Origin of the sequence: Thiohalorhabdus denitrificans (assembly GCF_001399755.1) — a bacterium.
Taxonomy (GTDB): domain Bacteria; phylum Pseudomonadota; class Gammaproteobacteria; order Thiohalorhabdales; family Thiohalorhabdaceae; genus Thiohalorhabdus; species Thiohalorhabdus denitrificans.
Window position 1 is genome coordinate 320701 of the sequence record NZ_LJCP01000007.1, and the last position, 21387, is coordinate 342087.

The following is a 21387-nucleotide window of genomic DNA, read 5'->3' on the forward strand; positions in this document are numbered from 1 at the left end:
TGCAAGGAGACCACCCATGTATCAAAAAGCGATCCTGGCCTCTGCCCTGGCTACGGTGGCCCTGGCTAGCCCGGGAGAAGCGGCCCCGGACCAGGAGGGAACCCCTCGGGACCCGGACCAGCGCCAGGTGCTGGAGCTGCCGCCCGACGAGCGCCATCTGGTGCTGGAAGAGATGCGGAATTTCCTGGTGGCCATGCAGGAGATCACCGCGGGACTGGCCGTCGAGGACATGCAAAAGGTGGCCGACGCGGCCCGGCGGATGGGCGGGCAGGCCGCCAACGAGATCCCGCCGCGGGTGGTGGAAAAGCTCCCGGACACCTTCAAGCGGCTGGCCGGCAAGGTGCACACCACCTTCGACCGCATCGCCATGGATGCCGAGTCCATGGGGGATCGGGCCCTGTCCCTGGAGCAGCTGGCCCGGCTCCAGCAGCAGTGCGTGGCCTGCCATGCCACCTACCAGATCGAAAAGAGGCCCTTCGGGACCGCCAAATGATGCCAGGCTTTTGCCTTTTTTGAGATTTGCGCGGGGCGGCTGATCCCCGGGGGGGGTCCGCAAAGGAGTGGTCGGACCCTTTTCCGGGAAAACAATGGCCGGTTGCGGGGCCCGGTAATGTAGAGCACAGAACTGGATGGTCGCGCACGCGAGGAGAACATCCCTTCCAAAGCAGAAAGGGGTATGCGGAGCCACGCTTGTTTTTCCGGCGTGATAATGATTTGATCGAGCCGGGAACTACATGCCGGCAAGCAAACGGGCCTTGCCTGCCGAAAGGAGACGCCTCCGATGGTGGATGTGGAATACGGCTACGTGGGCAACGGCAAGCGTGTCCATATTGTGCGGGCCGACAGCACGACTTATTGCGAGCGCACCATTTCCAAGCGGGTGCCGGACCCCGCGGCGGTGGATCCCGAGGAGGTCTGCAAGACCTGCGTGCAGCGGCGCGAGGAGGTGGTTTCCCCGGAGGAGGACGGGCACCCCGAAGGGCAGGGGGTGGCCGAGGTTGCGGCGGACCCGGCCCCCGAGCCGGCCGGCGCCGCGGAGGAGGCGGTCGCCGCCGAGGGCGCTGGACAACCGGAGGACGACGGGAAGGAAACCGCCGCCCCGTCCGCAGGCGCCGGTGCTCCCGCCGCCGCGCAGGGCCCCTGGGAACGGATGCGGGCCCTCTGCGAGGAGCGGCTGGGCAGCCTGTGCGCCCCCGCCCTCGCGGCCGCCGTCCTGGTGGTCCTGATCGGGGCCGTTCTGGCCGCCGGATTCCTGACCGTGGTCGTGGTGCTGGCGGTGGCCGTGGCTGGCGTCTACGGCTACCTGCACCTCACCGGGCAGGAGGAGCGGTGGGGCCGGCTGATGAGCGCTGCCGCCCGTCTGCTCAGCGACGTGCGGCAATGGGCCCGGGGCCTGCTGCGGTAGGAGCGGGGCCCGCCGCGCTACCAGAGGGTGTAGCGGTAGCCGAGGAAGAAGCTGTCCACGTCGAAGGAAGCGGAGGCGGTTCGGGTCTGCGTCTGGTCGGCGGGGTTGGTGGACTCGAAGGAATGTTCGGCGCTGTAGCGCTGATAGCGCAGGAAGACGCCGTGGTAGGACACCTCCGCCCCCAGCGCCGAGACCTGCTCGCTGGACTCCCCGTCCGGAAAGGGGGCGCCGAAGCTGTAGTCGGCCTGGTGGGTGGCCATGTAGGCCCCCGCCTGGAGGCGTAGCGGCCCGAACCAGCGGGTGGCTCCCACCCCGGCGAAGGGGGCCTCGTCGGTGCCCCCCAGTTCCAGGAATACCCCCCAGTCCCCGTAGAGCCGGCCGGTGAACAGGAAGGAGGCGCCGAAGCCGGGCTCCTGCTCCTCCAGGGCGGAGCCGCAGTCCCCCGAGCAGGAGCTGCTCTCCGCCACGCCGAACGCGCCCAGGTGGGTGCCCCCCTGGGCCTGGCCCGCGGCGGCCAGGGATCCCGCCAGAACCAGCCGCGCCCACCGCGCTCTCGCCGCCATATCCCGATCCCCTCTGCTCGTGCTCAGAACTGGTAGCCCACCTGATACAGGGTGTAGGTGGTGTCCGCGGTGCCGTCCGTCCAGTGCTGGACAATGGCACCCAGGGTGAGTCCGGTGCTTACGAACCGCAGCTCCACCCCATATTGGGTGATCTCGTAGGTACGGTCGAGCGTGGGGTTGCCGCCCGCGGTGCGGCGCTCCCGGGCCCGCGCGTCCAGGGCCTCGTAGGACAGGAACGGCGTGAGGCGCAGGTCGCCCCCCGCCTTCACCGGGGCCCGGACACCCACCAGGTAGCCGTAGGTCTCCTCCCGACCGTCCACATGCTCCTCCGGGAGGGTGGCAACGGGGCGGTAGTCCATTTCGTACTCGCCGTAGCCCACCTTGGGCCCGGCGAAGAGAACAGCGCCCAGGACCGGCGTGAAGCGGTGGCGGTACTCCCCAATGGCGTAGAGCGTGGTCCGCCACAGGGTGAGGTCATCGTCCGCGGTTTGGATCCGGGCGGTGCCGCTGACGTAGTCGAACTGTCCGCCGAGGGTGAAGGCGAAGGGGTCCTCCAGGGCCTGGCGCCGGGCCACGCCGAGGGTCAAGCCCGTGAGGTCGGCGTCGGACGAGCTGTACTGCTGGAGCCCGCCGCTGACCCGGTAGCGGGCCTCCCCCGTGGGGGCAACCGGCGGATCCAGGGGCGGGGTGGAGATGATGAACCGGCTGCCCAGGGCGGCGGCGGACCCGGGCAGGAGCAGGCCGAGCAGCAGGAGGAACAGGGACGGCAGCAGGACGGGGCGGGGCAAGGGGCTCCTCCAGGACAAAGGGTATCCGGGAGCAGGATACCAGGAGGTTGCGGATGTGCCCGCCGGGAGCGCCCTTGCGATCAGTGCCCCTTGGATTCGATCCGGGCCCGCCGCTCCTGCACGCCCGGGATGTCCCGGGTGGGCCGCTCGAACCGGCCCTGCAAGGCGTCGGCGCCGCTCTGCGGGTGGGCATGGTCGACGAGGTCCTCCCTGGAGGCGCGCCGCGCCTCGGTGTTGATGCCCAGCTCACGGTCGCGCAGCGCCTGCAGCCAGGGCTGGAGCTCCCCGGCGTGGTTGAAGGACCAGGCCAGCTTGGGCTCGCCGAAGGGGAGGTCGTCCCCGGGCTGGCGGTCCGTCCCCGTGTCCCATAGGTGCCAGGTCTTGCCGTCGAACATCACGCACTCCGCGAATTCGTCATTGGCCAGCCGGCACCAGTGGTGGGCTATCCACTGGCGCTCGGGGTTCTCCTTCATGGGGTGGAAGCCCACAAGGTAGGTGTGGAAGCCACGCAGGGGTGGCCGTAGCTGCGTGGCCGTGGCCCCTGTTTCCAGCAGGCGGGTCAGGGGGGTCTTGCGGTCCCCCCAGGGCCGGGTGGGGTTGTGGGAGCGGCCGGGTCGAAGCAGCAGGTAGGCGGCCGCCAGGGAAAGCCCCGTGGCCACCCCGAACGGCGTGATTCGAAGCGCTGAGATCCAGTTCAGCATGGCTGCCTCCTTTCGCGGGAGGGAACGTCCATACAGCCGCGGACCGGCGGTAGGACAGGCCCGCAGGCCGGTCTAGTGGTTGTGCCGGTTGATGTAGTCCTTCACGAACTGCTCCATCTCGGCGTTCTCGCACCGGAAGCCCATGGACTCCGCCTGCCCCACTGCCTCCTCGCCCGACTGGCCCCGCTCGCTGGCGGTGTGCATGAGGGTGAGGGCGCCCGAGCGTTTGCCCGATTTGCAGTGTACGAGGACCGGCTTGGGCAACTGCTGCAAGACCTCCCGGAACTCGTCCACCCGCTCCTCGCTCAGGTCGTCGGTGCTGACGGGGGTGTGGAAGTATTCCATGTCGTTACGCCGGGCCTGCTCCTCCTCTTCCCGGGGGCTGAGGTATTCCTTCTCCTCCCCGGCCTCGCGGAGGTTGGCCACGGCGCGGAAGCCCTTTGCCGCCAGCTCCTCCATTTCCTCGGGATCGGGAACGGACAGTCCGACCACATAGTTTTCGTCCATCTGGATGATCTGCATCATGGCCGCGCTCCTGGGGGGTTCCTGCGCTGATCCTGTCTGAGGGGCCGGGGGAAGAGCAGCTCCGTGGTAAAGGTTTTGGCACGCGGGGGCGGAGCGGCAATTGGCTTTCACCCTATAGGCGTTGGGGAGAGGGCGGGCGGCCCGGTACGGCCCGTACCGCCAAGCGCAGGTTTTTGTTGCCCTTGCCGCCCAAACCTGGGACCTTCGAAAGCGGTAACCAGAGGAGGTCGGCATGCTGGTGCTGGGGCATCGCGGCGTGATGGGGGAGGGGTTCACGGAGAACACCCTGGCGGCCTTCCAGGCGGCGGTGGATCTGGGGGTGGACGGCATCGAGACGGACGTGCGCCTCACTCGGGACGGACGGCTGGTGCTCTTCCACGATCGCCTGGACGCCGCGGGGACCCCCGTGGCCGAGCTCGACCACGCCCAGCTCGAGGCCGCGGAGGGCCACCACGTTCCGGAGCTCCATGAGGTGCTCGCCCGCTGGCCGGACCTCCTCTGGGACCTGGAGATCAAGAGCCCCCACTTCATCGAGCCCCTGCGGCGCGCCCTGGACGGGATCGAGGCCCCCCGTCTGATCCTGTCCTCCCCCTACCACGACTTCCTCCACGCGCACGGGCGGGACCTGGGGCTGCCCTTCGGGCTGGTGCTGAACCATCGGCCCGTGTCGGCGGAGGCCCTGCTGCGGGCCTGGGTGGGGAGGATGCCGGAATACTGCATCTGGAACCTGGACTACGTGGATAGGGGAATCCTGGAGGCGGTGGGGGCGTCCGGGGTGGCCAACCTGGTGTACAACGTCCACACCCCCGCGGACGTGCGGACGGTGCGGGACTGGGGCTGCGCGGGGGTGATCCTGGACCAGCCCGAGGTGGCGCTCGCCGCCCTGGGGAGGGACGCCGGATGAGGGTGGGCGTGGTGGGCGGAGGCATCAACGGCCTGAGCACCGCCTGGGCCCTGCTGCAGGCGGGCCACGAGGTGGAGCTGTTCGAGCGCGGCGAGCTGATGCGGGCCACGAGCAGCGCCTCCACCAAGCTGCTGCACGGCGGCCTGCGCTACCTGGAGCACGGCGAGCTGCGCCTGGTGCGCGAGTCCTTGCAAGAGCGCAACTGGTGGCTGCGCCACGTGCCGGATCTGGCCCGGCCGCTGCGGCTGGTGCTGCCCGTCTACCGCTCCGCATCGCGGTCGCGCTGGAAGCTGAAGGCTGGCCTGTGGCTCTACGACCGCCTGGCGGGGCGGCAGGGCATTGGCGCCCATGGCTGGCGGTCGACCGCGGAGCTCACGGCCCTGGCGCCCGAGCTGCGCGCCTCCGGGCTGCGCGGTGGCTATGTCTTCTACGACGGCCAAATGGACGACTACTGCCTGGGCCTGTGGGTGGCGGAGCGGGTGCGGGAGCTGGGTGGGGTCCTCCGCGAGCATGCGGAGGTGCGGCGGGTCAGCGAGCGCGGTGCCCTGGAGACGGCTGAGGAGAGCCACGATTTCGACCGGGTGGTAAACGTGGCCGGACCCTGGGCGGAGCGGCTCAACGCCGCCAGCGACATCGAGGGCGGCTGCCGGATGGACCCGGTGCGCGGTAGCCATCTCCTGCTGGAGCGGCCCCTGGCGGTAGGGTTCCTTCTGGAAGCGCCGCAGGATCGCCGGCCCTTCTTCGCCCTGCCCTACCAGGGCCAGACCCTGGTGGGCACCACCGAGGTGCGCCAGGGCCTGGACGAGCCCATCCGGTGCAGTCCGGAGGAGCGGGACTACCTGCTGGAGGCCTACAACCACTACTTCCGCCAAGCGGTGCCGGAGGAGGTGGCCGAGACCTTCGCCGGCCTCCGTCCCCTGATCCGCTCGGGGCCGGACGTGAACCGGGCGAGCCGGGAGTACCGGATCGAGCAGCGGGGGCGGCTGGTGACCGTCTGCGGGGGCAAGTGGACCACCGCCCGCCGACTGGGCCAGGAGGTGGCGCGCACGGTCGGCGGTTAGCTGGCGGTCGTCGAAGGACGCCAAGCACCATCGGCCTTATCCCGTATGGGGCAGGGTTTCCGGCCGTGCTAACAATGGCCGGAAACCCTCCCGCCCCGGACCCCTACCGTGCAGTCGTCCTCCTCCTTCCGCTCCCTCCTCCCCGGCATGGCGCCCAGCCTGCTGGGGGCGGTCGCCGTGGTGGGGCTGCTGTACGTGGGCCGCAACGTGCTGATCCCCATCGTGATCGCGGCCCTGCTGAGCCCCCTGCTCGCCCCGGTGGCCGGCCTGCTGGAGCGCCTGCGCCTGGGGCGCATCGGCAGCGCCCTGATCGTGGCGGCGCTCCTGGCGGTGGTGGCGGCCTCGGTGGCGGGGGTGGTCTCCCGGCAGCTGGTGGTGCTGGCGGATTCCCTGCCCGATTACCGCGCGAACATCGTGCAGCGCATCGAGGGCCTGCAGCCCGAGGGGAGCACGGTGCTGGGGCGGATCATGGAGGCCGCGCAAGGCGTCCGCGAGGAGGTGGGCGGGGAGGAGGAAGAGCCGCCGGGGGCCGGCGAGGGCGAGGCCGGAGCGGGGGAGGAACGGGAGCCCGTGCCGGTGCAGATCCACCAGGAGCCCGCATCGGAGGTCCTTGCCATCCTCCGCACCTATGGCGGCATGTTCCTGCAGCCCGTGGGCATGGCCGGCCTGGCCTTCGTCTACCTCATTTTCTTTCTGATCTACCGCGAGGACCTCCGGGAACGGGTGATCCGCCTGGCGGGGGTCGGGCGCCTCAGCCTGACCTCCCGGGCCCTCGACGACGCCGGCCGCAAGATCACCCACTACCTGCGCGCCCAGGCGATCATCAACGTGACCTACGGCATTCCCGTGGGCATCGGTCTGTGGTTCATCGGCGTCCCCAACGCCGCCCTGTGGGCGATCCTGGCCATCCTCCTGCGCTTCATCCCCTTCATCGGCCCCTGGGTGGGGGCCGGCCTGCCCGTGATCCTTTCCTTTGCCGTGTTCGACGGCTGGATCCAGCCGCTGGGGGTGCTGGGGCTCTTCCTGGTCCTGGAGCTGTTCTCCAACAACGTGCTGGAGCCCTGGCTGTACGGGGCCAGCACAGGTCTGTCGCCGGTGGCCGTACTGTTCGCGGTGGTCTTCTGGAGCGCGCTGTGGGGCCTGGTGGGTCTGGTGGTGGCCATCCCCCTGACCGCCTGCCTGGTGGTGCTCGGACGCTATGTGCCTGCCCTCCAGTTCTTCCCGGTCATCCTGGGCCGGGAGCCTCCCCTGCCGCCCGCTGCGGGCTTCTATCACCAGCTCCATGATCTGGACGTGGACGAGGCCGGCCGTCTGTTGGCCGACCACCGCGAACGGCACGGCCTCCTCGTTACCCTGGACGAGGTGGTACTCCCTGCCCTGCGCCTCGTCCAGGAAAACCACATCGGGGGCGAGCTGACCGCCGGGCAAGTGGACGGGATGCTGCGCGCGGCCCGCAAGGCCCTCCGTCCCCTGGTGATGGGCGAGGAGCCGTTCCCCGAGCCCGCCCTGGAGGTACCCGACCAGGCGGGGCTGGTCTGTATCCCTGCCCACGACGATCTGGATGAGCTCCCCGCCCAGCTCCTGGTGGCCCTGCTGCGCTCGAAGGGCATGCCGGCGGTGCACATGCCGGCGGATACGCTGGCCGGGGACCTGGCCGCCCGGCTGCCGGGTGGCCATCGCGCCGTGCTCTGCCTCTCCACCGTTCATCCCGCCGACGACGCGCGGGTCCGCTACCTGTGCAAGCGCCTGCACGGAAGGGATCCCGCCTGGTCCATCCTCGTGGGGGCCTGGGGGCAGGACCCCGATTCCCTCCAGTCCTTGCGGGAGGCCGGGGCGCATTTCGTCACGGGCAGCCTGGCGGAGGCCCGCGAGTGGGCCCTTCGCAAAAGGCAGGAGCTGGAAACCCTGGAAACGTAGCGGATCGGTGTTCACTTGGCCGCCATGCCGTCGCCGGGTCTTACGGGCCATCAGGTCATTCGAGTACCCAAAATGGTTCGTTTGCGGCCGGGGTGGTTGGCAAAAGGCGGGGAATTCCGAGCAACCATCATTATTATCTGTGTGATGATGGTTTTGGCTTTGCCTGGCGGCCCTTTTCTGGTCTTTTAATTGTAAAAATATATTTCTAACTTTCGGAAAAATTTACAATAAAAATTCCCGACTGCAATGCAATATAGCTTGGTTTGTATTTGGGTTTTCGTGTAATAGTGGGCAAGCGTAGTCATCATTTATGGGCTTGAAGACCGATAAGGAGCGGTGATGGATACACCCGCAGGCTTGCCCCGGGTTCCGGAGGTTCTGCTCCCCAAGGTGGAGGAGCTGGGGGAGGGCAGGGATGGGTGGCTGGGGGGAGGCCTGGGCGTACGGCAAGAGGCGTCCCAGGCCGTGGGGCCGCCGGTCCTCATGGGCGAGATGGAGCTGACCGAGCAGGAGGCCAGGGAGCTCAACCTGCTCTTCCATCGCTACAAGGGACGCCCGGTCTGCAAGGATCCGGGCGACGCGCGCCCAGGGCTGCTGGTTTCCCCCCGTACCCTGCGCTGGAACGGCGCCGACCGGGCCTATGTGGAGTTCAACATCCTGGGGATCCTGTGAGCCCCTGATCCCCGATTTCAGGCCGTGTCGGCCTGGGGCGCGGCGGCCCGCGTCCCCATGGCGCGCTCTTCCAGGAGCGCGTCCAGGGCCTGGAGGGCCCGTGGCGATGCGTCCTGGAACACCGCCTGGGCCCGGTTGTCCACCACCCTGTCCACCCGCACCGGGAGGCGGTGGCGCTCCAGCCCCTCGGCCGTCTCGCGGGTGAGCTCAACCTCGTCGATGGCGTGGGGATAGAGGGTCCAGGCGCTGAGGCAGATGCGCAGCGCCTCCCGGCTCGCCCGTTCGGCGACGCACATGGCGACGGGCAGGCCCTGCACGTATATGGTAACCAGCATGTTCAGCTCGTGGGACGGGTTGGTGGGCTGGCTCATGACATTCTCCTGGGAATCGGCTGTCCGCACCCAGGACAAAAGCAATTCCCGTGCCCATCATTGAAATAGTTTTAATTTCAGTGTGTTATTTGGTAGATCGGGCCGGCCTCCGGGCCTTTTCCCATCGCGACCGTCGCCGCCCGCCGACAGCGCCCCGGATACCCTGGTCCATTTGTCCGAAAAGCCACGCCATGTCGCGGATTTCCGGTTGCATCGCGGGCTCTGGGAGGTGATGCTTTGCGGCGACAGGGGGGAGCCGGGGCCGCATGGGCCGTCCGGCACCGGAGCCGTCTTGGCAATCGGACAGTGGCGAGGAAGACATGGGTATATGGGAGTCCCTTCGGGGAGAGCGGGTGGAAGTGGAGCTAACCGACGCCCGGGGCCGCAAACGGCGGAAGCGGGTGCGGGTCGAGCGGATTCCCCGCCTGGAGAAGAAGGGCTATAGGGTTCGGCGCCTGGACCGGGTGAAGGTCCACGTCCTCGACGCCTTTCAGGGGCCCTTGGAGGCGGAGTGGGTGGTCGGGCGGGATGTCACGCGGGACGTGGTGGAGCGTTTCGTGGATCCCGAGACCGACGCCCTGTACGCCGTGGTGCTGTATGAAGGCGCCGAGGTCCGGGACACCAAGATCACCAACCGGGCGAAGTGGGAGGAGCTGCGGGCCTCCATGGACCGGTAGCCGTCCGCGCGGCCGGCAGCCGGAGCCGAGGGGCCCGCACGGAGCGATGAGCGGATTGGAGAAGCGGTACCGAGCGGCCTGGTGGCTCCCCGGCGGCCACCTGCAGACCCTGTGGCCCGCCCTGATGCGGCGGCCACCCAAGGCGCGGGTGCGGCGGGAGCGCCTGGAGCTGGAGGACGGCGACTTCCTGGACCTCGACTGGCTGGCGGATGGGCCCGCCGGGGGCCCGGTTGTGGTGCTCCTGCACGGCCTGGAGGGCTCCCTGGAGTCGCACTACCTGCCGGGGCTCATGCGGGAGCTGGGGGAGCAGGGGCTGCGGCCCGTGCTCATGTACCACCGCGGCTGCAGCGGCGAGCCCAACCGCACCCACCGTTGCTACACCGGCGGGGATGCCGACGACCTGGCCCGGGTGGTGGCGCTCCTGCGGGAACGGGAGCCGGACACGCCACTGGCGGCGGTGGGCTTCTCCCTGGGCGGCAACCTGTTGCTCAAGTGGCTGGGGGAGACGGGGCCCGACAACCCCTTGGCCGCGGCGGCGGCCGTCTCCCCGCCCTTCCGCCTCGACCGGGCCGCGGCGCGGCTGGAGGGTGGCCTGTCCCGGTTGTACCAGGGCCACCTGCTGCGGACCCTGGTGGGCTCCCTGGAGCGCAAGTACGCGGGGCGGCCCGAGGCCTCTCCCGTGCCCCTGGAGCGGGTCCGCGCGGCCTCCTCCTTCCGCGCCTTCGACGACGTCTTCACCGCCCCCGTGCACGGCTACGCCGGGGTGGATGACTATTACCACCGAGCCAGCTGCCGTTCCTACCTGGGCGACATCACCGTCCCCACCTTGATCCTGCATGCCCTGGACGATCCCTTCACCACCCCCGACGCCGTGCCGGAAACCGGTGAGCTTTCCCCCTCGGTGCAACTGGAGCTGCACGCCCGCGGCGGCCACGTGGGCTTCGTCACCGGGGGAATGCCCGGGTGCTCCGGCTACTGGATCGAGGAGCGGGTACCCCGGTTTTTGAGCGGGGCGTTGTCATCGAACTTTCACGTCCCTGACCAAACCCTTTCATATTTCGCCACTAGCCTCTGGCCCCGGTAAGGCAATCCCGCCGAACCGCGACCAATAAGGAGGCTAGTTCATGCCTGAATTGGCGAACCGGGCGGTTACCGCCCTGTTCTTGGCCGGGGTGGCCGCCCCCGCCTCGTCCCCCGCTGGCGTGACCGTCTACGACAAGGGCGATACCCACCTGGAATTCGGTGGTCGCCTCCAGGCCCAGTACCATCTGGAGAACCCGGACGCAGGCGACAGCACTGATGAGCTGTTCTTCCGCCGCATGCGCCTGTACATGGAGGGTGGTGTGACGGAGGACATCTCGGGCAAGTGGCAGGTGGATTTCGGCAAGGCCGGAGTCAGCGTGAAGGACGCCTATATCGCCTACTCGTCCCTGGGCCCCGGCCAACTAACCGTCGGCAACCACTACGTGCCCTTCTCGCGCGAGTCCAATACCTCCTCCAAGCGCCAGCAGCTGGTGGAGCGGACCTTCGTCGGGGACCACAACTATGGCACCCCGGACCGTCAGCTAGGTGTTTCCTACGCCGGCGGCACCGACTTGGTCGGCTACCAATTCGGGGCCTACGAGGCCTATATCGATGCCGACACCGACAAGCTGGATTTCGGCTCGGGCGCCAACAAGGACGACGATTGGTACGGCGGTAAGATGGTCGCCGGAGGCCTGGATTTCTTTCTCGTGGGAGGGTCGTTCAAGAAGGCTCAGGGTGATTTCGTCCGCGATCCCAGGCTGGCCCTGGGGATTAACGGGTTCACCTGGGAGAATGACGATGACGAGCCGGGGATTGCCACCCTCACCCAGGCCCAGCAGTACGATTCCGTAAGCGGCTTCAGTGCCGATGCGGCGTTCCGGGGTGGCGGACTGTCGGTGGACGCCCAGTACAACCGTTTCGCCACCGAGACCAACGGGGATAACGTTACCTCCGGCATTATCGAGGGTGGAGAGGGCGACTTCGGGACCTACGCGGTGGAGGGTGGCTACATGCTGATCCCGTCCCGGGCGGAGCTGGTTGCCGGCTACCAGGCACTCGACGCCGATGCCTACGACGAGACGTGGACCCGGGCCTCCGCGGGCCTGAATTTCTTTATCAACGGGCACACCGACAAGCTTCAGGCCACCTACCGGGTGGGGGCCAACCGGGAGGGGGTTGACGGGAATGACGTCAACGAGCTGTTTGTGCAGTTCCAGCACGTGATTTAGCCGCTTTCGCACAGGAGCTTTCTCCCTCAGCAGGGCCCCGGGCAACCACCCCGGGGTTTTTTTGCAATTGAAGGGTGCCTTGCGGGGAGACCGGCCAGGGGGGGAGGTGGCGGAGGTCGGTTCCCCGCTCTAGTGGCCCGCGGCTGGTGCCCGGTACAATGGGGGATCTTCTCCCTAGCTAAGACGGTATCCAGGAATGGAACGGTTTCGAGCCGGGCACGCCGGGGGCGCCCTGTGGCGGGATGCGGCGGATTCCTGCCTTCGGCAGGTGGGCGAGCTGCCGGCGGACGCCAACCTCGGTTTTGTATACATCACGGACGACTGGAGCGACGAGTTCGCCGCCATCGTCGACTACCTCAAGGCCCACACCGGCATCGAGCAGTGGGTGGGCACCCTTGGGGCTGGGGTCTGCGGGTCCGGCCAGGAGTACCACCTGATGCCGGCCATGAGCGTTCTGGTGGCCACCTTCCCCCCGGACGCCGTGCGCCTGTTGCCCACCCAGCGGGAGGACCTGTCGGATCTGCGCGCCGAGCTGGGGTCCTGGTACCAGGGGCACGCGGCGGTCCGGGGGGTGGTGCACGGTGATCCCCGCAACGCCGAGGTGCCCGAGCTGATCGGCCGGCTGGCCGCGGAGCTTCCCGACGGCTTCCTGGTGGGCGGGCTCACCTCCACCCGGCGTCGGGCCTATCCGCAGGCGGTCGGACCGGTGACCGAGGGCGGGCTCTCGGGGGTGCTGCTCACCGAGGAGGTCCCCGTGGTCACCGGGCTCACCCAGGGCTGCACCCCCATCGGCCCGCGTCGGGAGATCACCTCCTGCGACGGCAACGCCCTCATCGAGCTGGACGGACGGCCCGCCCTGGATGCGTTCTACGAGGACATCGGCGAGTTGCTGGCCCGCGACCTCAACAAGGCCGCCGGCTACATCTTCGCCGGGTTCCCCCAGGGCGGCGCGGACAGCGGGGACTACCTGGTGCGCAACCTGGTGGGGGTCAACGAGGCCAAGAAGGTAGTGGGCGTGGGCGAGGAGGTCAGCGAGGGCCAGGAGATCATGTTCTGCCGCCGGGACGGCAACACCGCCCGCGAGGACCTGATCCGCATGGTCCGCGAGGTGCGCGAGCGGGCGGGCGGCGACGCGCGGGGGGCGCTGTATTTCTCCTGCGTGGGCCGCGGCGCCAGCCTGTTCGGCGAGGACTCCAACGAGCTGCGCCTGGTGCGCCAGGAGCTCGGCGACGTGCCCCTGGCCGGTTTCTTCTGCAACGGGGAGATCCACGACAGCCGCCTGTACGGCTACACCGGCGTACTGGCCCTGTTCCCTTAGGGGTTCGCTTCCGGAGCCGGATGACTCGCTCTGGCCGCCGCTGCGAAGGCGGAGGAAGGCACTGTGGGAGCGGTCCGTGACCGGGCTCGTCAGGGACGGGCGCCGCGCGACGCCCGCGAAAGGGGTCAACCGAGGCCATGTCCTTTTCCGATCTTCCCGTGCCCAAGGTAATCTCCGGCGGCCAGACGGGGGTGGACCGCGCCGCCCTGGACGCCGCCATGGCGGCGGGGCTGGCCGTGGGCGGCTGGTGCCCCACGGGGCGCCGCGCCGAGGACGGCCCCCTCGACGCCCGCTATCCGCTGGTTGAGACCCCCTCCCGGGACTACCGGCAGCGCACGCGCTGGAACGTCCGGGACGCCGACGCCACCCTGGTGCTCGGCTGGGGGCGCCTGACGGGGGGGACGGCCCTGACCGTGGGCTTCATCCGGGAATACGGCCGGCCCCACCGGGTGGTGCCCCTGGACGGGGATCCCGATCCCGGCCCCGTGCGCGCCTGGCTCCGGGAACAGGAGGTGACGACCCTGAACGTGGCGGGGCCGCGGGGCGACGCCGAGGGCCGGATCTACGCGGCGGCCCGGGCCTTTCTCACGGCGCTTTTCGAATACGCGAAGGAGGCTTGAGCGTGACGGTCATCCGGCTCGGGGTGGACCTGGGCGGCACGAAGACCGAGGTCATCGCCCTCGACGGGGAGGGCCGGGAACGCCTGCGGCGGCGGGTGGATAGCCCCCGCGGGGACTACGGTGCCACCCTGGATAACCTCGCCGGCCTGGTGGCCTGGGCGGAGGCGCAGCTGGGCACCCGTGCCACGGTGGGCGTGGGCACGCCCGGGGCCCTGTCCCGGGCCACCGGCACCATCAAGAACGCCAACTCCACCTGGCTCAACGGCCAGGCCCTGCATCGCGATCTGGAGGCGCGCCTGGAGCGCCCCGTGCGCATTGCCAACGACGCCAACTGCTTCGCCCTGTCCGAGGCCGCCGACGGTGCCGGCTCGGATGCGCGGGTGGTGTTCGGGGTGATCGCGGGCACGGGGACCGGGGCCGGCGTGGTGGTGGACCGGGAGGTGCTGACCGGTCCCAATGCCGTCGCCGGGGAGTGGGGGCACAATCCCTTGCCTTGGCCGGCCGCGGGGGAGGTGCCGGGTCCGCCCTGCTATTGCGGGCTCCGCGGCTGCATCGAGACCTTCCTGTCGGGGCCGGGGCTGGCGGCGGACCATGAGCGGCATACGGGGAACGCCCGCGACGCCCGGGCCATCGTCGCCGCCGCCGAGGAGGGCGATGCGGACTGCGCGGCCACCCTGCGCCGCTACGAGCACCGCATGGCCCGCGCCCTGGCCCATGTGATCAACATCCTGGATCCCGACGTCATCGTCCTCGGCGGCGGCATGGGCAACATCGGCCGCCTCTACGAGCGTGTCCCGGCGCTCTGGGGCCGCTTCGTCTTCTCCGACCGGGTGGATACCAGGCTGGTGCCACCCCGCCACGGGGACTCCAGCGGGGTGCGCGGCGCCGCCTGGCTCTGGGGGCCCCGGGAGGCCGCCCGGGCCGTGGGAAGCGCCTGAAGGCCCGCCCCGCATACTGCCTGCCGGAAAAATCTGCCAAAATGGTCGGTTTCTCGGCCCGCGCCACCGGCCACCCGTTTCAGCCACCGCTAAGGACCTCAAGGCCCTATGTCCGGCGCCACCAAATACCTGCACCTGGACGGCCCCTTCGAGCTGGCACGCGGCGGGGCCCTGCCCGAGGTCACGCTGGCCTACGAGACCTGGGGGGAGCTCTCCCCCGAGCGGGACAACGCCATCCTGCTCTTCACCGGCCTCTCCCCCAGCGCGCACGCTGCCTCCTCCATGGAGGACCCCTCCCGCGGCTGGTGGGAGTTCATGATCGGCCCCGGGCGCGCCCTCGACACCAGCCGCTACTTCGTCATCTGCATCAACAACCTGGGCTCCTGCTTCGGCTCCACGGGGCCGGCCACCACCAACCCGGAGACCGGGCGACCCTACCGCCTGGACTTCCCGGAGCTCTCCGTGGAGGACATCGTCCGCTCCCAGCGTCAGGCCCTTCACAAGCTGGGCATCGAGCGGCTGCACGGGGTGGTGGGCGCGTCGCTGGGCGGTATGTCGGCCCTGGCCTTCGCGGTGATGTATCCCGACGACGTGGACGAGCTGGTGGTGATCTCGGCGGCCACCAGCGCCACCCCCTTCGCCATCGCCATCCGCTCCTTGCAGCGGGACTGCATCAAGAGCGATCCGGCCTGGAAGGGCGGGTTCTATCCGGAGGGGCAGCAGCCGCAGGAGGGCATGCGGCTGGCGCGTAAGATGGGGCTCATGTCCTATCGCTCGCCGGAGGAGTGGCAACAGCGCTTCGGGCGGGAGCGGGTGGAATGGCTGGACGAACCGGGCAGCCAGCCCTTTGACATCGAGTTCCAGGTGGAGTCCTACCTGGAGGCCAACGCCCGCAAGTTCGTGAAGGTGTGCGACGCCAACTGCTACCTGTACCTGTCGCGGGCCATGGACCTGTTCGATCTGGGGGAGCACGCCGGGGACGGCGATCCCGACACGGCCCTCAAGCAGATCCGGGCCCGGCGGGCGCTGGTGCTCGGCGTGGAGACCGATTTCCTGTTCCCGGTCTGGCAGCAGAAGGCCGTCGCCGACGGCCTGAAGGATGCCGGCCTGTCCACCCACTACATGCCGCTGCCCTCCCTCCAGGGCCACGACGCCTTCCTGGTGGACAAGGCCCGGTTCATTCCCGTGGTGGGGGAGTTCTTCTCCAGCGGCGGGGACGCCTCCGAAGCGTGACCCGCCGCCTCGGGGCTAGCCAGCCCTCCGCCCCGTCATCTGCTGAGATCGCCACGGCGAGCGGAACCACGTCCATGGCCAGTACCCGCGCTGGCCGCCGGACTCCCGGCAGCCGGCGGATCCGCCCTGTTTGGTGATGTACTGTGGCTGGCTCCGCACCACGCCGCGGGCGGCGTCCACCTCCGCCTCCAGCCGGGCCTCCCGCTCGGACCGTTCCTGGTTATCGCTCATCGGACTCGCCTCCTTGGGGATCCACCACGCGGCGCCCTTCCGGCCGCCCCCTGCTTTTTTCACCATCCTCTCTTAACTCGCTAGCATCCATTCGGATTCCCCGCAATGGGCGCCCCGGTCCTCCTCCCCGTAGACTTCTCCGAGGCCTTGGGTATGGCGGGCCGGGGGCAAGGTGGAGGAGGTTTCATGAGCCGGGAGCACCGGGGGCGGCAGGCCGCCCGCCCGGGCGAGCTGGGCACGGCCGACTGGAAGGCGGTGGCCCGGCGGGTCTGGCGGGGGATAAGCCGGGACAACCTGAGCGTGGTCGCCGCGGGGGTGGGCTTTTACGCCTTCTTCGCCCTGTTTCCCGCCCTGGCCGCCGTGGTCTCCCTTTACGGGCTGGTAGCCGATCCCGGGGACGTGGAGCGCATGGTCCGGCAGGTCCAGGACGTCCTCCCGGAGGCGGTAACCGGGATCCTGTCCAGCCAGCTGCGGAAGCTGGCGGAGAACACCGGCGCCCGCCTGGGGGTGGGCGTGGTGGTCGGCATCCTCATCGCCCTCTGGAGCGCCACCAAGGGGACCAAGGCCCTGATGGTGGGCCTGAACATCGTCAACGGGGAGGAGGAGAAGCGGGGGTTCCTGCGTCAGAACGCGGTGGCGCTGGGCCTTACCCTCGGGGCGGTGCTGGCCGTGATCCTGGCCCTGGCCATGGTGGTGGTGGCCCCGGCGGTGCTGGCCGCTTTTCCCCTGCCCGACCTCCTGCGTCCCCTCATCGCCTGGGTGCGCTGGCCGGTGCTGGCCGTCCTGATGGCGCTGGGACTGTCGGCGCTCTATCGCTACGCCCCCAGCCGCCGGCCCCCCCGCTGGCGCTGGCTCACCCACGGGGCGGTGCTCGCGACCGGGCTGTGGCTGATCGCCTCGGGCTTGTTCTCCTGGTACGTGGCCAATTTCGGCGCCTACAACAAGACCTACGGCTCCATGGCGGCTATCGCCATCCTGCTCATGTGGTTCTTCCTCTCCGCCTACGTCATCCTCCTCGGGGCGAAGGTGAACAGCGAGCTGGAGCACCACACGGAGCGGGATACCACGGTCGGCGCGGATCGGCCCATGGGCCGGCGGGAAGCGGTGGTGGCGGACACGGTGGCCGGCTCGACGGACACGGAGGGGGAAGGGGGCGTTCGGGCCGAATGATGGACCCTACCCGACCGGGCGGGGCGGGGCCTCGAACGCACTTGTCCGGGAGCCGTCGCTCCCGGACAAAGAGGACGGGCGGAAGCCTACAAAGGCCCTACAGGTACTCCTCGCGGATCTCCTGCTTGATGCCGGTGGTGGCTTCCCGCTTGTAGTTGAAGAAGTCCTTGCCTTCCTCGTAGGCGCCGTCCACCACGAATTTTCCCAGGGCCAGCATCTCGGGGGTGCTGGGGTTGGAGATGAAGCGCACGGCTTCCTCGCCTTCCTCGTCGTAGACGATCAGGGTCGGGGTGGCGCGGGCTCGGTTCTGCACGGCGAAGTCCCCCTGGGAGAGGGAATCGCCGTCCACGTCCACGAACTGCGCGTCACCTTTGATGTTGACCTTGTAGACGTCGAAGTACTTGTGGAAGAAGTCGTGGACGATGGGCTGGGTGAAGACCTCCTCCTCCATCTTCTGGCAGAAGGGGCATTCGTCCTGGTGGAAGTAGAGCAGCATGCCCTTCTTGCCCGAATCCACGGCGTCCTGGAGGTTCCGCTGGAAGTCCCCGAACGCGGGGATGTTGTAGAAGGACTGCGGGTCGGCGCGTTCGGCCTGGACGGGCGCTGCCGCCAGCGCCAGGAGCGCGCCGAGCCCCAGGGTGAGGATCCGCTTCCATGGGCGCGTGCGTTTCATTGCTGCGTCCTCCGGGGCTGAGGGGACGGGCAGGCCGTCTCCGGAAAATGGGAACCGAACGCCTATTCGGTTATAGGCCACAAGGCCTGCGGCGTCAACCGTCTGCCGCGAGGGCGGCCTCTTCCCGGCAGCCGGGGGCTACCTTCTCCAGGGCCTCCCGGATCACCTCCACTCCGGCGTCCCGGCGGGGAGCGTTCTCCGAGATGTGGCGTCGCCAGGCGCGGGCGCCCGGCATTCCCTGGAACAGCCCGAGGATGTGGCGGGCCATGGCCTGGAGCCGCACGCCCCGGTCCAGCTCCCGTTCCATGTAGGCCATGTAGCGCTCCACCACCTCGCGGCGAGGAAGAAGGGCGGGGTCCTCGCCCAGGAAGCGGCGTTCCGCCTCGGCCATGATCCAGGGCCGCTCGTAGGCGGCGCGGCCGATCATGGCGCCGTCCAGGTGGGGCAGCTGCGCGGCCATGTCCTCGACGCTGCGCAGCCCACCGTTGGTGATGATCTCCAGCTCCGGGAATTCCCGCTTGAGGCGGTGTACCTCCTCGTGGCGCAGGGGCGGTTTCTCCCGGTTCTCCTTGGGGGATAGGCCCTGCAGCCAGGCCTTGCGGGCGTGGACGATGAAGGTGCCGCAGCCGGCCGCGGCCACCCGGTCCACGAAAGCATGCAGATGGGCGTAGTCGTCCTGGTGATCGATGCCGATGCGGTGCTTGACGGTCACGGGGAGGGCAACGGCCTCGCGCATGGCGGCCACGCATTCGGCCACCAGGCCGGGCTCCGCCATGAGGCAGGCGCCGAAACGGCCGTTCTGCACCCGGTCGCTGGGGCAGCCCACGTTGAGGTTCACCTCGTCGTAGCCCCATTCCTCCGCCAGGCGCGCGCAATGGGCCAGCTCGGCCGGCTCGGAGCCGCCGAGCTGCAGGGCCACGGGGTGCTCCTCGGGGTTGTAGGCGAGATGGCGCGCCACGTCGCCGTGCAGCAGCGCCCCGGTGGTCACCATCTCCGTGTACAGCAGGGTCCGCGGCGCCACCAACCGCATGAAGTAGCGGTGGTGGCGGTCGGTGCGGTCCATCATGGGGGCCACGGAGAGGGTGCGGTCGAGCATGGCGGAGCGGCGGTCTTCGGGGTGAAAGGGCGCGGTTCGGGCTTGCCAGCCGCATCGGGCGCTCGCCCAACACGGGACCCCGATCCATTCGGGATCCGGGAGGCAGGATAGCCGGGCTGGGAGGGGCCTACAAGGGGAAGGAGCCGGCCTCCCGGCAGGGCGGGAGGGGGAGGGAAGGGCCCGAGAGGCCGGCTAACGCAACCGAAAGGGTCAGGCCTGCAAGCGCTCGAACTTGGCCTCCAGGTCGGCCCGGCTCTCCTGATTGTCCGGGTCGGGCTCGATGCAGTCCACGGGGCACACCTCGATGCATTGCGGGTCGTCGTGATGGCCCACGCACTCGGTGCAGCTGGCCGGGTCCACCTGATACAGATCCAGATCCTCGTCGTAGAAGATGGCCTCGTTGGGGCACTCCGGCTCGCAGACCGTGCAGTTGATGCAGTCCTCCGTGATCAGCAGGGCCATGCCCATCCTCCTTAGATGTGTGGGTGTGATCCGGGGCTCCGGCGCCACCTTCCGCGGCCCGCCCTTCTACCCCTGGCCGGCTCAGAAGCAGGGCCATGCCAGGGCCCCGATGGCGCCGATGAGGAAAATGGCTCCGCCGGCCCGCAGGACACGCCGGAGGCCGGGAACAGCGATGGGTACGCACATGGAGTGCTCCTCGGTAGCTGATCCGGTTCCATGATGGTACAGCCGGGGGCGGGCCGAAGGGCTCCACCCCTCTAGCAATCTCCTTGCCAGAAATAGGCTGAAAGGGCCCATGCCCCGGAATCGGCGCATGGGCCCGTGCGGCGCGGGGCCGCTTACCGGGAGGCACGCCGGGTTGGGCGGGAGCGGGTGTCGTTCGGACGGGCGGGCACTGCCATCCTTGGCACCGGCCGGGGAGCGAGCCGACACCGTGGGGGACTCAGGCCTCACCCCTCCGGGCGGCCCTGAGCTTGCGGTAGAGGGTGCGCTCGCTGATCCCCAGGCGCGCCGCGAGCTCCTTGCGATCGTTTCCGGCGCGGGCCAGGGCCCAGCGCAGGTAGCGGTGCTCCACCTCGTCGAGGGGCAGGATTTCGTGGGGCCAGGGTTCGCCTCGACCCCCCGGAAGCCCCCGGCCGCAGACGCCCGGAAAGTGCTCGGGAAGCAGGGCCGCCCCATCGGCGAGGATGGTCGCCCGTTCCAGGAGGTTGCGCAGCTCGCGCACATTGCCGGGGAAGGCGTAGGCCTGCAGACAGGATACGGCCGTTTCGCTAAGGGTATGGCCCCGCCCCTGCTCCATGCGGCGGAGCAGGGCATCGGCCAAAAGGGGGATATCCTCGGGTCGCTCGCGCAGCGGGGGCAAGGGGATGGGGAAGGGGCTGAGCCGGTAGAAGAGGTCGGCCCGGAAGCTTCCCTCGGCCACCATCTCCTCCAGGTTCCGGTGGGTGGCGCACACCAGCCGAAAATCGGTCTTTCTTGGCTCCACCCCTCCAACGGGGCGAAAGGTCCGGGTCTCAAGCAGGCGAAGAAGCTTCACTTGCATGGAAAGGGGGATGTCGCCCACCTCGTCGAGGAACAGGGTGCCCTGGTGGGCCGCTTCCACCAGCCCCGTCTTCTGGTGATGGGCGCCGGTGAAGGCGCCTTTCACGTGCCCGAACAGCTCCGACTCGAACAGGCTTTCGGTGAGCCCGGAGCACTCCACCGGCACGAAGGGGCCGCCGGAGCGGCGGCTCCCCTCATGCACCGCCTTGGCCACCAGCTCCTTCCCGGTTCCCGATTCCCCCAGCAGCAGAACGGCGGTCTCGGCGGGGGCTACCCGCTCCACCAGCTCCACCATGTGGTTGAAGGCCGGGGAACGTCCCACCAGGCCCGGTCCGTCCTCGCGGGGTGAGGCGGTCCGGGCCTGATGGAGGACCTCCAGGAAATGGGTGACCTCTCCCGACCCGTTCCGGAGGGGATGGACCTCCACATCCACGTGCTCCTTTCCGGCGGGGGTGTGGTGGATGTGCAGGACCCGGCTGGGCGCGTCCCGTTCCAGGCTCGATTTCAGGGGGCACTCCTCCCCCGTTTCGTCGCAGGGGCGGGAATAGCCGTGGGACACCTCGTAACAGTGGCGTTGGGCAAGGGGCTCCCCCTCGCCGTAGATCCCCTGGTACGCCGGGTTGGCGGCAACGATGCGGTAGTGCCGGTCGAGCAGGATGGCCGGTTGCCGGAAGGCGTTAAGCAGGTCGGCCGGTTCCGGGGAGGCGCTACGGGCGGGTGCCTTCATGCTATTGGTCCGGTGGGGTGCCAAATTTGGCATGAATTC

The 21387-nt window shown here is 69.2% G+C and carries 24 protein-coding genes; 14 read left to right on the forward strand and 10 right to left on the reverse strand.

Annotation, left to right across the window (positions count from 1 at the left end):
* Window positions 1-16 precede the first annotated feature (16 nt).
* Entirely contained in the window at window positions 17-493 is a 477-nt protein-coding gene (locus tag AN478_RS04725) for a cytochrome c (RefSeq protein ID WP_054965461.1), read from the forward strand.
* A gap of 288 nt (window positions 494-781) precedes the next feature.
* Complete coding sequence (locus tag AN478_RS04730) at window positions 782-1405, forward strand: hypothetical protein (RefSeq protein ID WP_054965462.1); 624 nt, start codon at window positions 782-784, stop codon at window positions 1403-1405.
* A 17-nt stretch (window positions 1406-1422) separates the two neighbouring features.
* Here the strand turns inward: AN478_RS04730 and AN478_RS04735 are convergent, their stop codons facing one another.
* From AN478_RS04735 to AN478_RS04750, 4 genes are all read right to left on the reverse strand, one after another.
* Window positions 1423-1968 (reverse strand): hypothetical protein, encoded by a 546-nt coding sequence (locus tag AN478_RS04735; RefSeq protein WP_054965463.1) that lies wholly within the window; start codon window positions 1966-1968, stop codon window positions 1423-1425.
* 23 nt (window positions 1969-1991) lie between these two features.
* Entirely contained in the window at window positions 1992-2756 is a 765-nt protein-coding gene (locus AN478_RS04740; RefSeq protein ID WP_054965464.1) for a hypothetical protein, read from the reverse strand.
* Window positions 2757-2836: 80 nt separating this feature from the next.
* On the reverse strand, window positions 2837-3457 hold the full coding sequence (locus tag AN478_RS04745; RefSeq protein WP_054965465.1) for a DUF1264 domain-containing protein: 621 nt from the start codon (window positions 3455-3457) through the stop codon (window positions 2837-2839).
* Between the two features lie 72 nt (window positions 3458-3529).
* Entirely contained in the window at window positions 3530-3982 is a 453-nt protein-coding gene (locus tag AN478_RS04750) for a beta-lactamase hydrolase domain-containing protein (protein WP_054965466.1), read from the reverse strand.
* A 232-nt stretch (window positions 3983-4214) separates the two neighbouring features.
* Between AN478_RS04750 and AN478_RS04755 the strand changes: the two genes are divergently transcribed.
* From AN478_RS04755 to AN478_RS04770, 4 genes are all read left to right on the forward strand, one after another.
* Window positions 4215-4886 carry a glycerophosphodiester phosphodiesterase gene (locus AN478_RS04755; protein ID WP_054965467.1) on the forward strand — a complete coding sequence of 224 codons (672 nt, stop codon included), beginning with the start codon at window positions 4215-4217 and terminating at the stop codon, window positions 4884-4886.
* Window positions 4883-5947, forward strand: coding sequence for a glycerol-3-phosphate dehydrogenase/oxidase (locus tag AN478_RS04760; RefSeq protein ID WP_054965468.1), 1065 nt, complete (start codon window positions 4883-4885; stop codon window positions 5945-5947). Before AN478_RS04755 ends, AN478_RS04760 begins: the two co-directional genes overlap by 4 nt.
* A gap of 108 nt (window positions 5948-6055) precedes the next feature.
* Window positions 6056-7864 (forward strand): AI-2E family transporter, encoded by a 1809-nt coding sequence (locus AN478_RS04765; protein ID WP_054965469.1) that lies wholly within the window; start codon window positions 6056-6058, stop codon window positions 7862-7864.
* 339 nt (window positions 7865-8203) lie between these two features.
* Window positions 8204-8536 carry a hypothetical protein gene (locus tag AN478_RS04770; protein ID WP_143004186.1) on the forward strand — a complete coding sequence of 111 codons (333 nt, stop codon included), beginning with the start codon at window positions 8204-8206 and terminating at the stop codon, window positions 8534-8536.
* A 17-nt stretch (window positions 8537-8553) separates the two neighbouring features.
* On the opposite strand, the gene AN478_RS04775 is transcribed toward AN478_RS04770, so the two are convergent.
* The gene (locus AN478_RS04775) at window positions 8554-8907 is read right to left on the reverse strand and encodes a hypothetical protein (RefSeq protein ID WP_054965471.1); all 354 of its coding nucleotides are present in this window, start codon (window positions 8905-8907) and stop codon (window positions 8554-8556) included.
* A gap of 353 nt (window positions 8908-9260) precedes the next feature.
* On the opposite strand from AN478_RS04775, the gene AN478_RS04780 reads away from it, so the two are divergent.
* From AN478_RS04780 to metX, 7 genes are all read left to right on the forward strand, one after another.
* Complete coding sequence (locus tag AN478_RS04780) at window positions 9261-9584, forward strand: hypothetical protein (protein WP_143004187.1); 324 nt, start codon at window positions 9261-9263, stop codon at window positions 9582-9584.
* A 46-nt stretch (window positions 9585-9630) separates the two neighbouring features.
* Window positions 9631-10668: a hydrolase gene (locus AN478_RS04785; protein ID WP_054965473.1), complete on the forward strand. Its 1038-nt coding sequence runs from the start codon at window positions 9631-9633 to the stop codon at window positions 10666-10668.
* A gap of 40 nt (window positions 10669-10708) precedes the next feature.
* Window positions 10709-11839 (forward strand): porin, encoded by a 1131-nt coding sequence (locus AN478_RS04790; protein ID WP_054965474.1) that lies wholly within the window; start codon window positions 10709-10711, stop codon window positions 11837-11839.
* Window positions 11840-12035: 196 nt separating this feature from the next.
* A complete protein-coding gene (locus AN478_RS04795; RefSeq protein WP_054965475.1) occupies window positions 12036-13157 on the forward strand; it encodes an FIST signal transduction protein in 1122 nt (373 codons plus the stop codon).
* A 137-nt stretch (window positions 13158-13294) separates the two neighbouring features.
* The gene (locus AN478_RS04800) at window positions 13295-13777 is read left to right on the forward strand and encodes a putative molybdenum carrier protein (protein ID WP_054965476.1); all 483 of its coding nucleotides are present in this window, start codon (window positions 13295-13297) and stop codon (window positions 13775-13777) included.
* An 11-nt stretch (window positions 13778-13788) separates the two neighbouring features.
* Window positions 13789-14715, forward strand: a complete 927-nt coding sequence (locus tag AN478_RS04805; RefSeq protein WP_054965531.1) for an ROK family protein — start codon at window positions 13789-13791, stop codon at window positions 14713-14715.
* A 108-nt stretch (window positions 14716-14823) separates the two neighbouring features.
* Window positions 14824-15948 (forward strand): homoserine O-acetyltransferase MetX, encoded by a 1125-nt coding sequence (metX, locus tag AN478_RS04810; protein WP_054965477.1) that lies wholly within the window; start codon window positions 14824-14826, stop codon window positions 15946-15948.
* A 15-nt stretch (window positions 15949-15963) separates the two neighbouring features.
* Here the strand turns inward: metX and AN478_RS04815 are convergent, their stop codons facing one another.
* Window positions 15964-16179: a hypothetical protein gene (locus tag AN478_RS04815; RefSeq protein WP_054965478.1), complete on the reverse strand. Its 216-nt coding sequence runs from the start codon at window positions 16177-16179 to the stop codon at window positions 15964-15966.
* A gap of 186 nt (window positions 16180-16365) precedes the next feature.
* Here AN478_RS04815 and AN478_RS04820 point away from each other — a divergent pair, with 186 nt between their 5' ends.
* Window positions 16366-17349 (forward strand): YihY/virulence factor BrkB family protein, encoded by a 984-nt coding sequence (locus tag AN478_RS04820; RefSeq protein ID WP_054965479.1) that lies wholly within the window; start codon window positions 16366-16368, stop codon window positions 17347-17349.
* A gap of 97 nt (window positions 17350-17446) precedes the next feature.
* Here AN478_RS04820 and AN478_RS04825 read toward each other — a convergent pair whose 3' ends face one another.
* From AN478_RS04825 to AN478_RS04840, 4 genes are all read right to left on the reverse strand, one after another.
* Window positions 17447-18022, reverse strand: a complete 576-nt coding sequence (locus tag AN478_RS04825; RefSeq protein WP_054965480.1) for a thioredoxin family protein — start codon at window positions 18020-18022, stop codon at window positions 17447-17449.
* Between the two features lie 94 nt (window positions 18023-18116).
* Window positions 18117-19118: a tRNA dihydrouridine(20/20a) synthase DusA gene (gene dusA, locus AN478_RS04830; RefSeq protein ID WP_054965481.1), complete on the reverse strand. Its 1002-nt coding sequence runs from the start codon at window positions 19116-19118 to the stop codon at window positions 18117-18119.
* 210 nt (window positions 19119-19328) lie between these two features.
* Window positions 19329-19580, reverse strand: coding sequence for a YfhL family 4Fe-4S dicluster ferredoxin (locus AN478_RS04835; RefSeq protein ID WP_054965482.1), 252 nt, complete (start codon window positions 19578-19580; stop codon window positions 19329-19331).
* 442 nt (window positions 19581-20022) lie between these two features.
* Window positions 20023-21348: a sigma-54 interaction domain-containing protein gene (locus AN478_RS04840; RefSeq protein WP_054965483.1), complete on the reverse strand. Its 1326-nt coding sequence runs from the start codon at window positions 21346-21348 to the stop codon at window positions 20023-20025.
* Window positions 21349-21387: the final 39 nt, after the last annotated feature.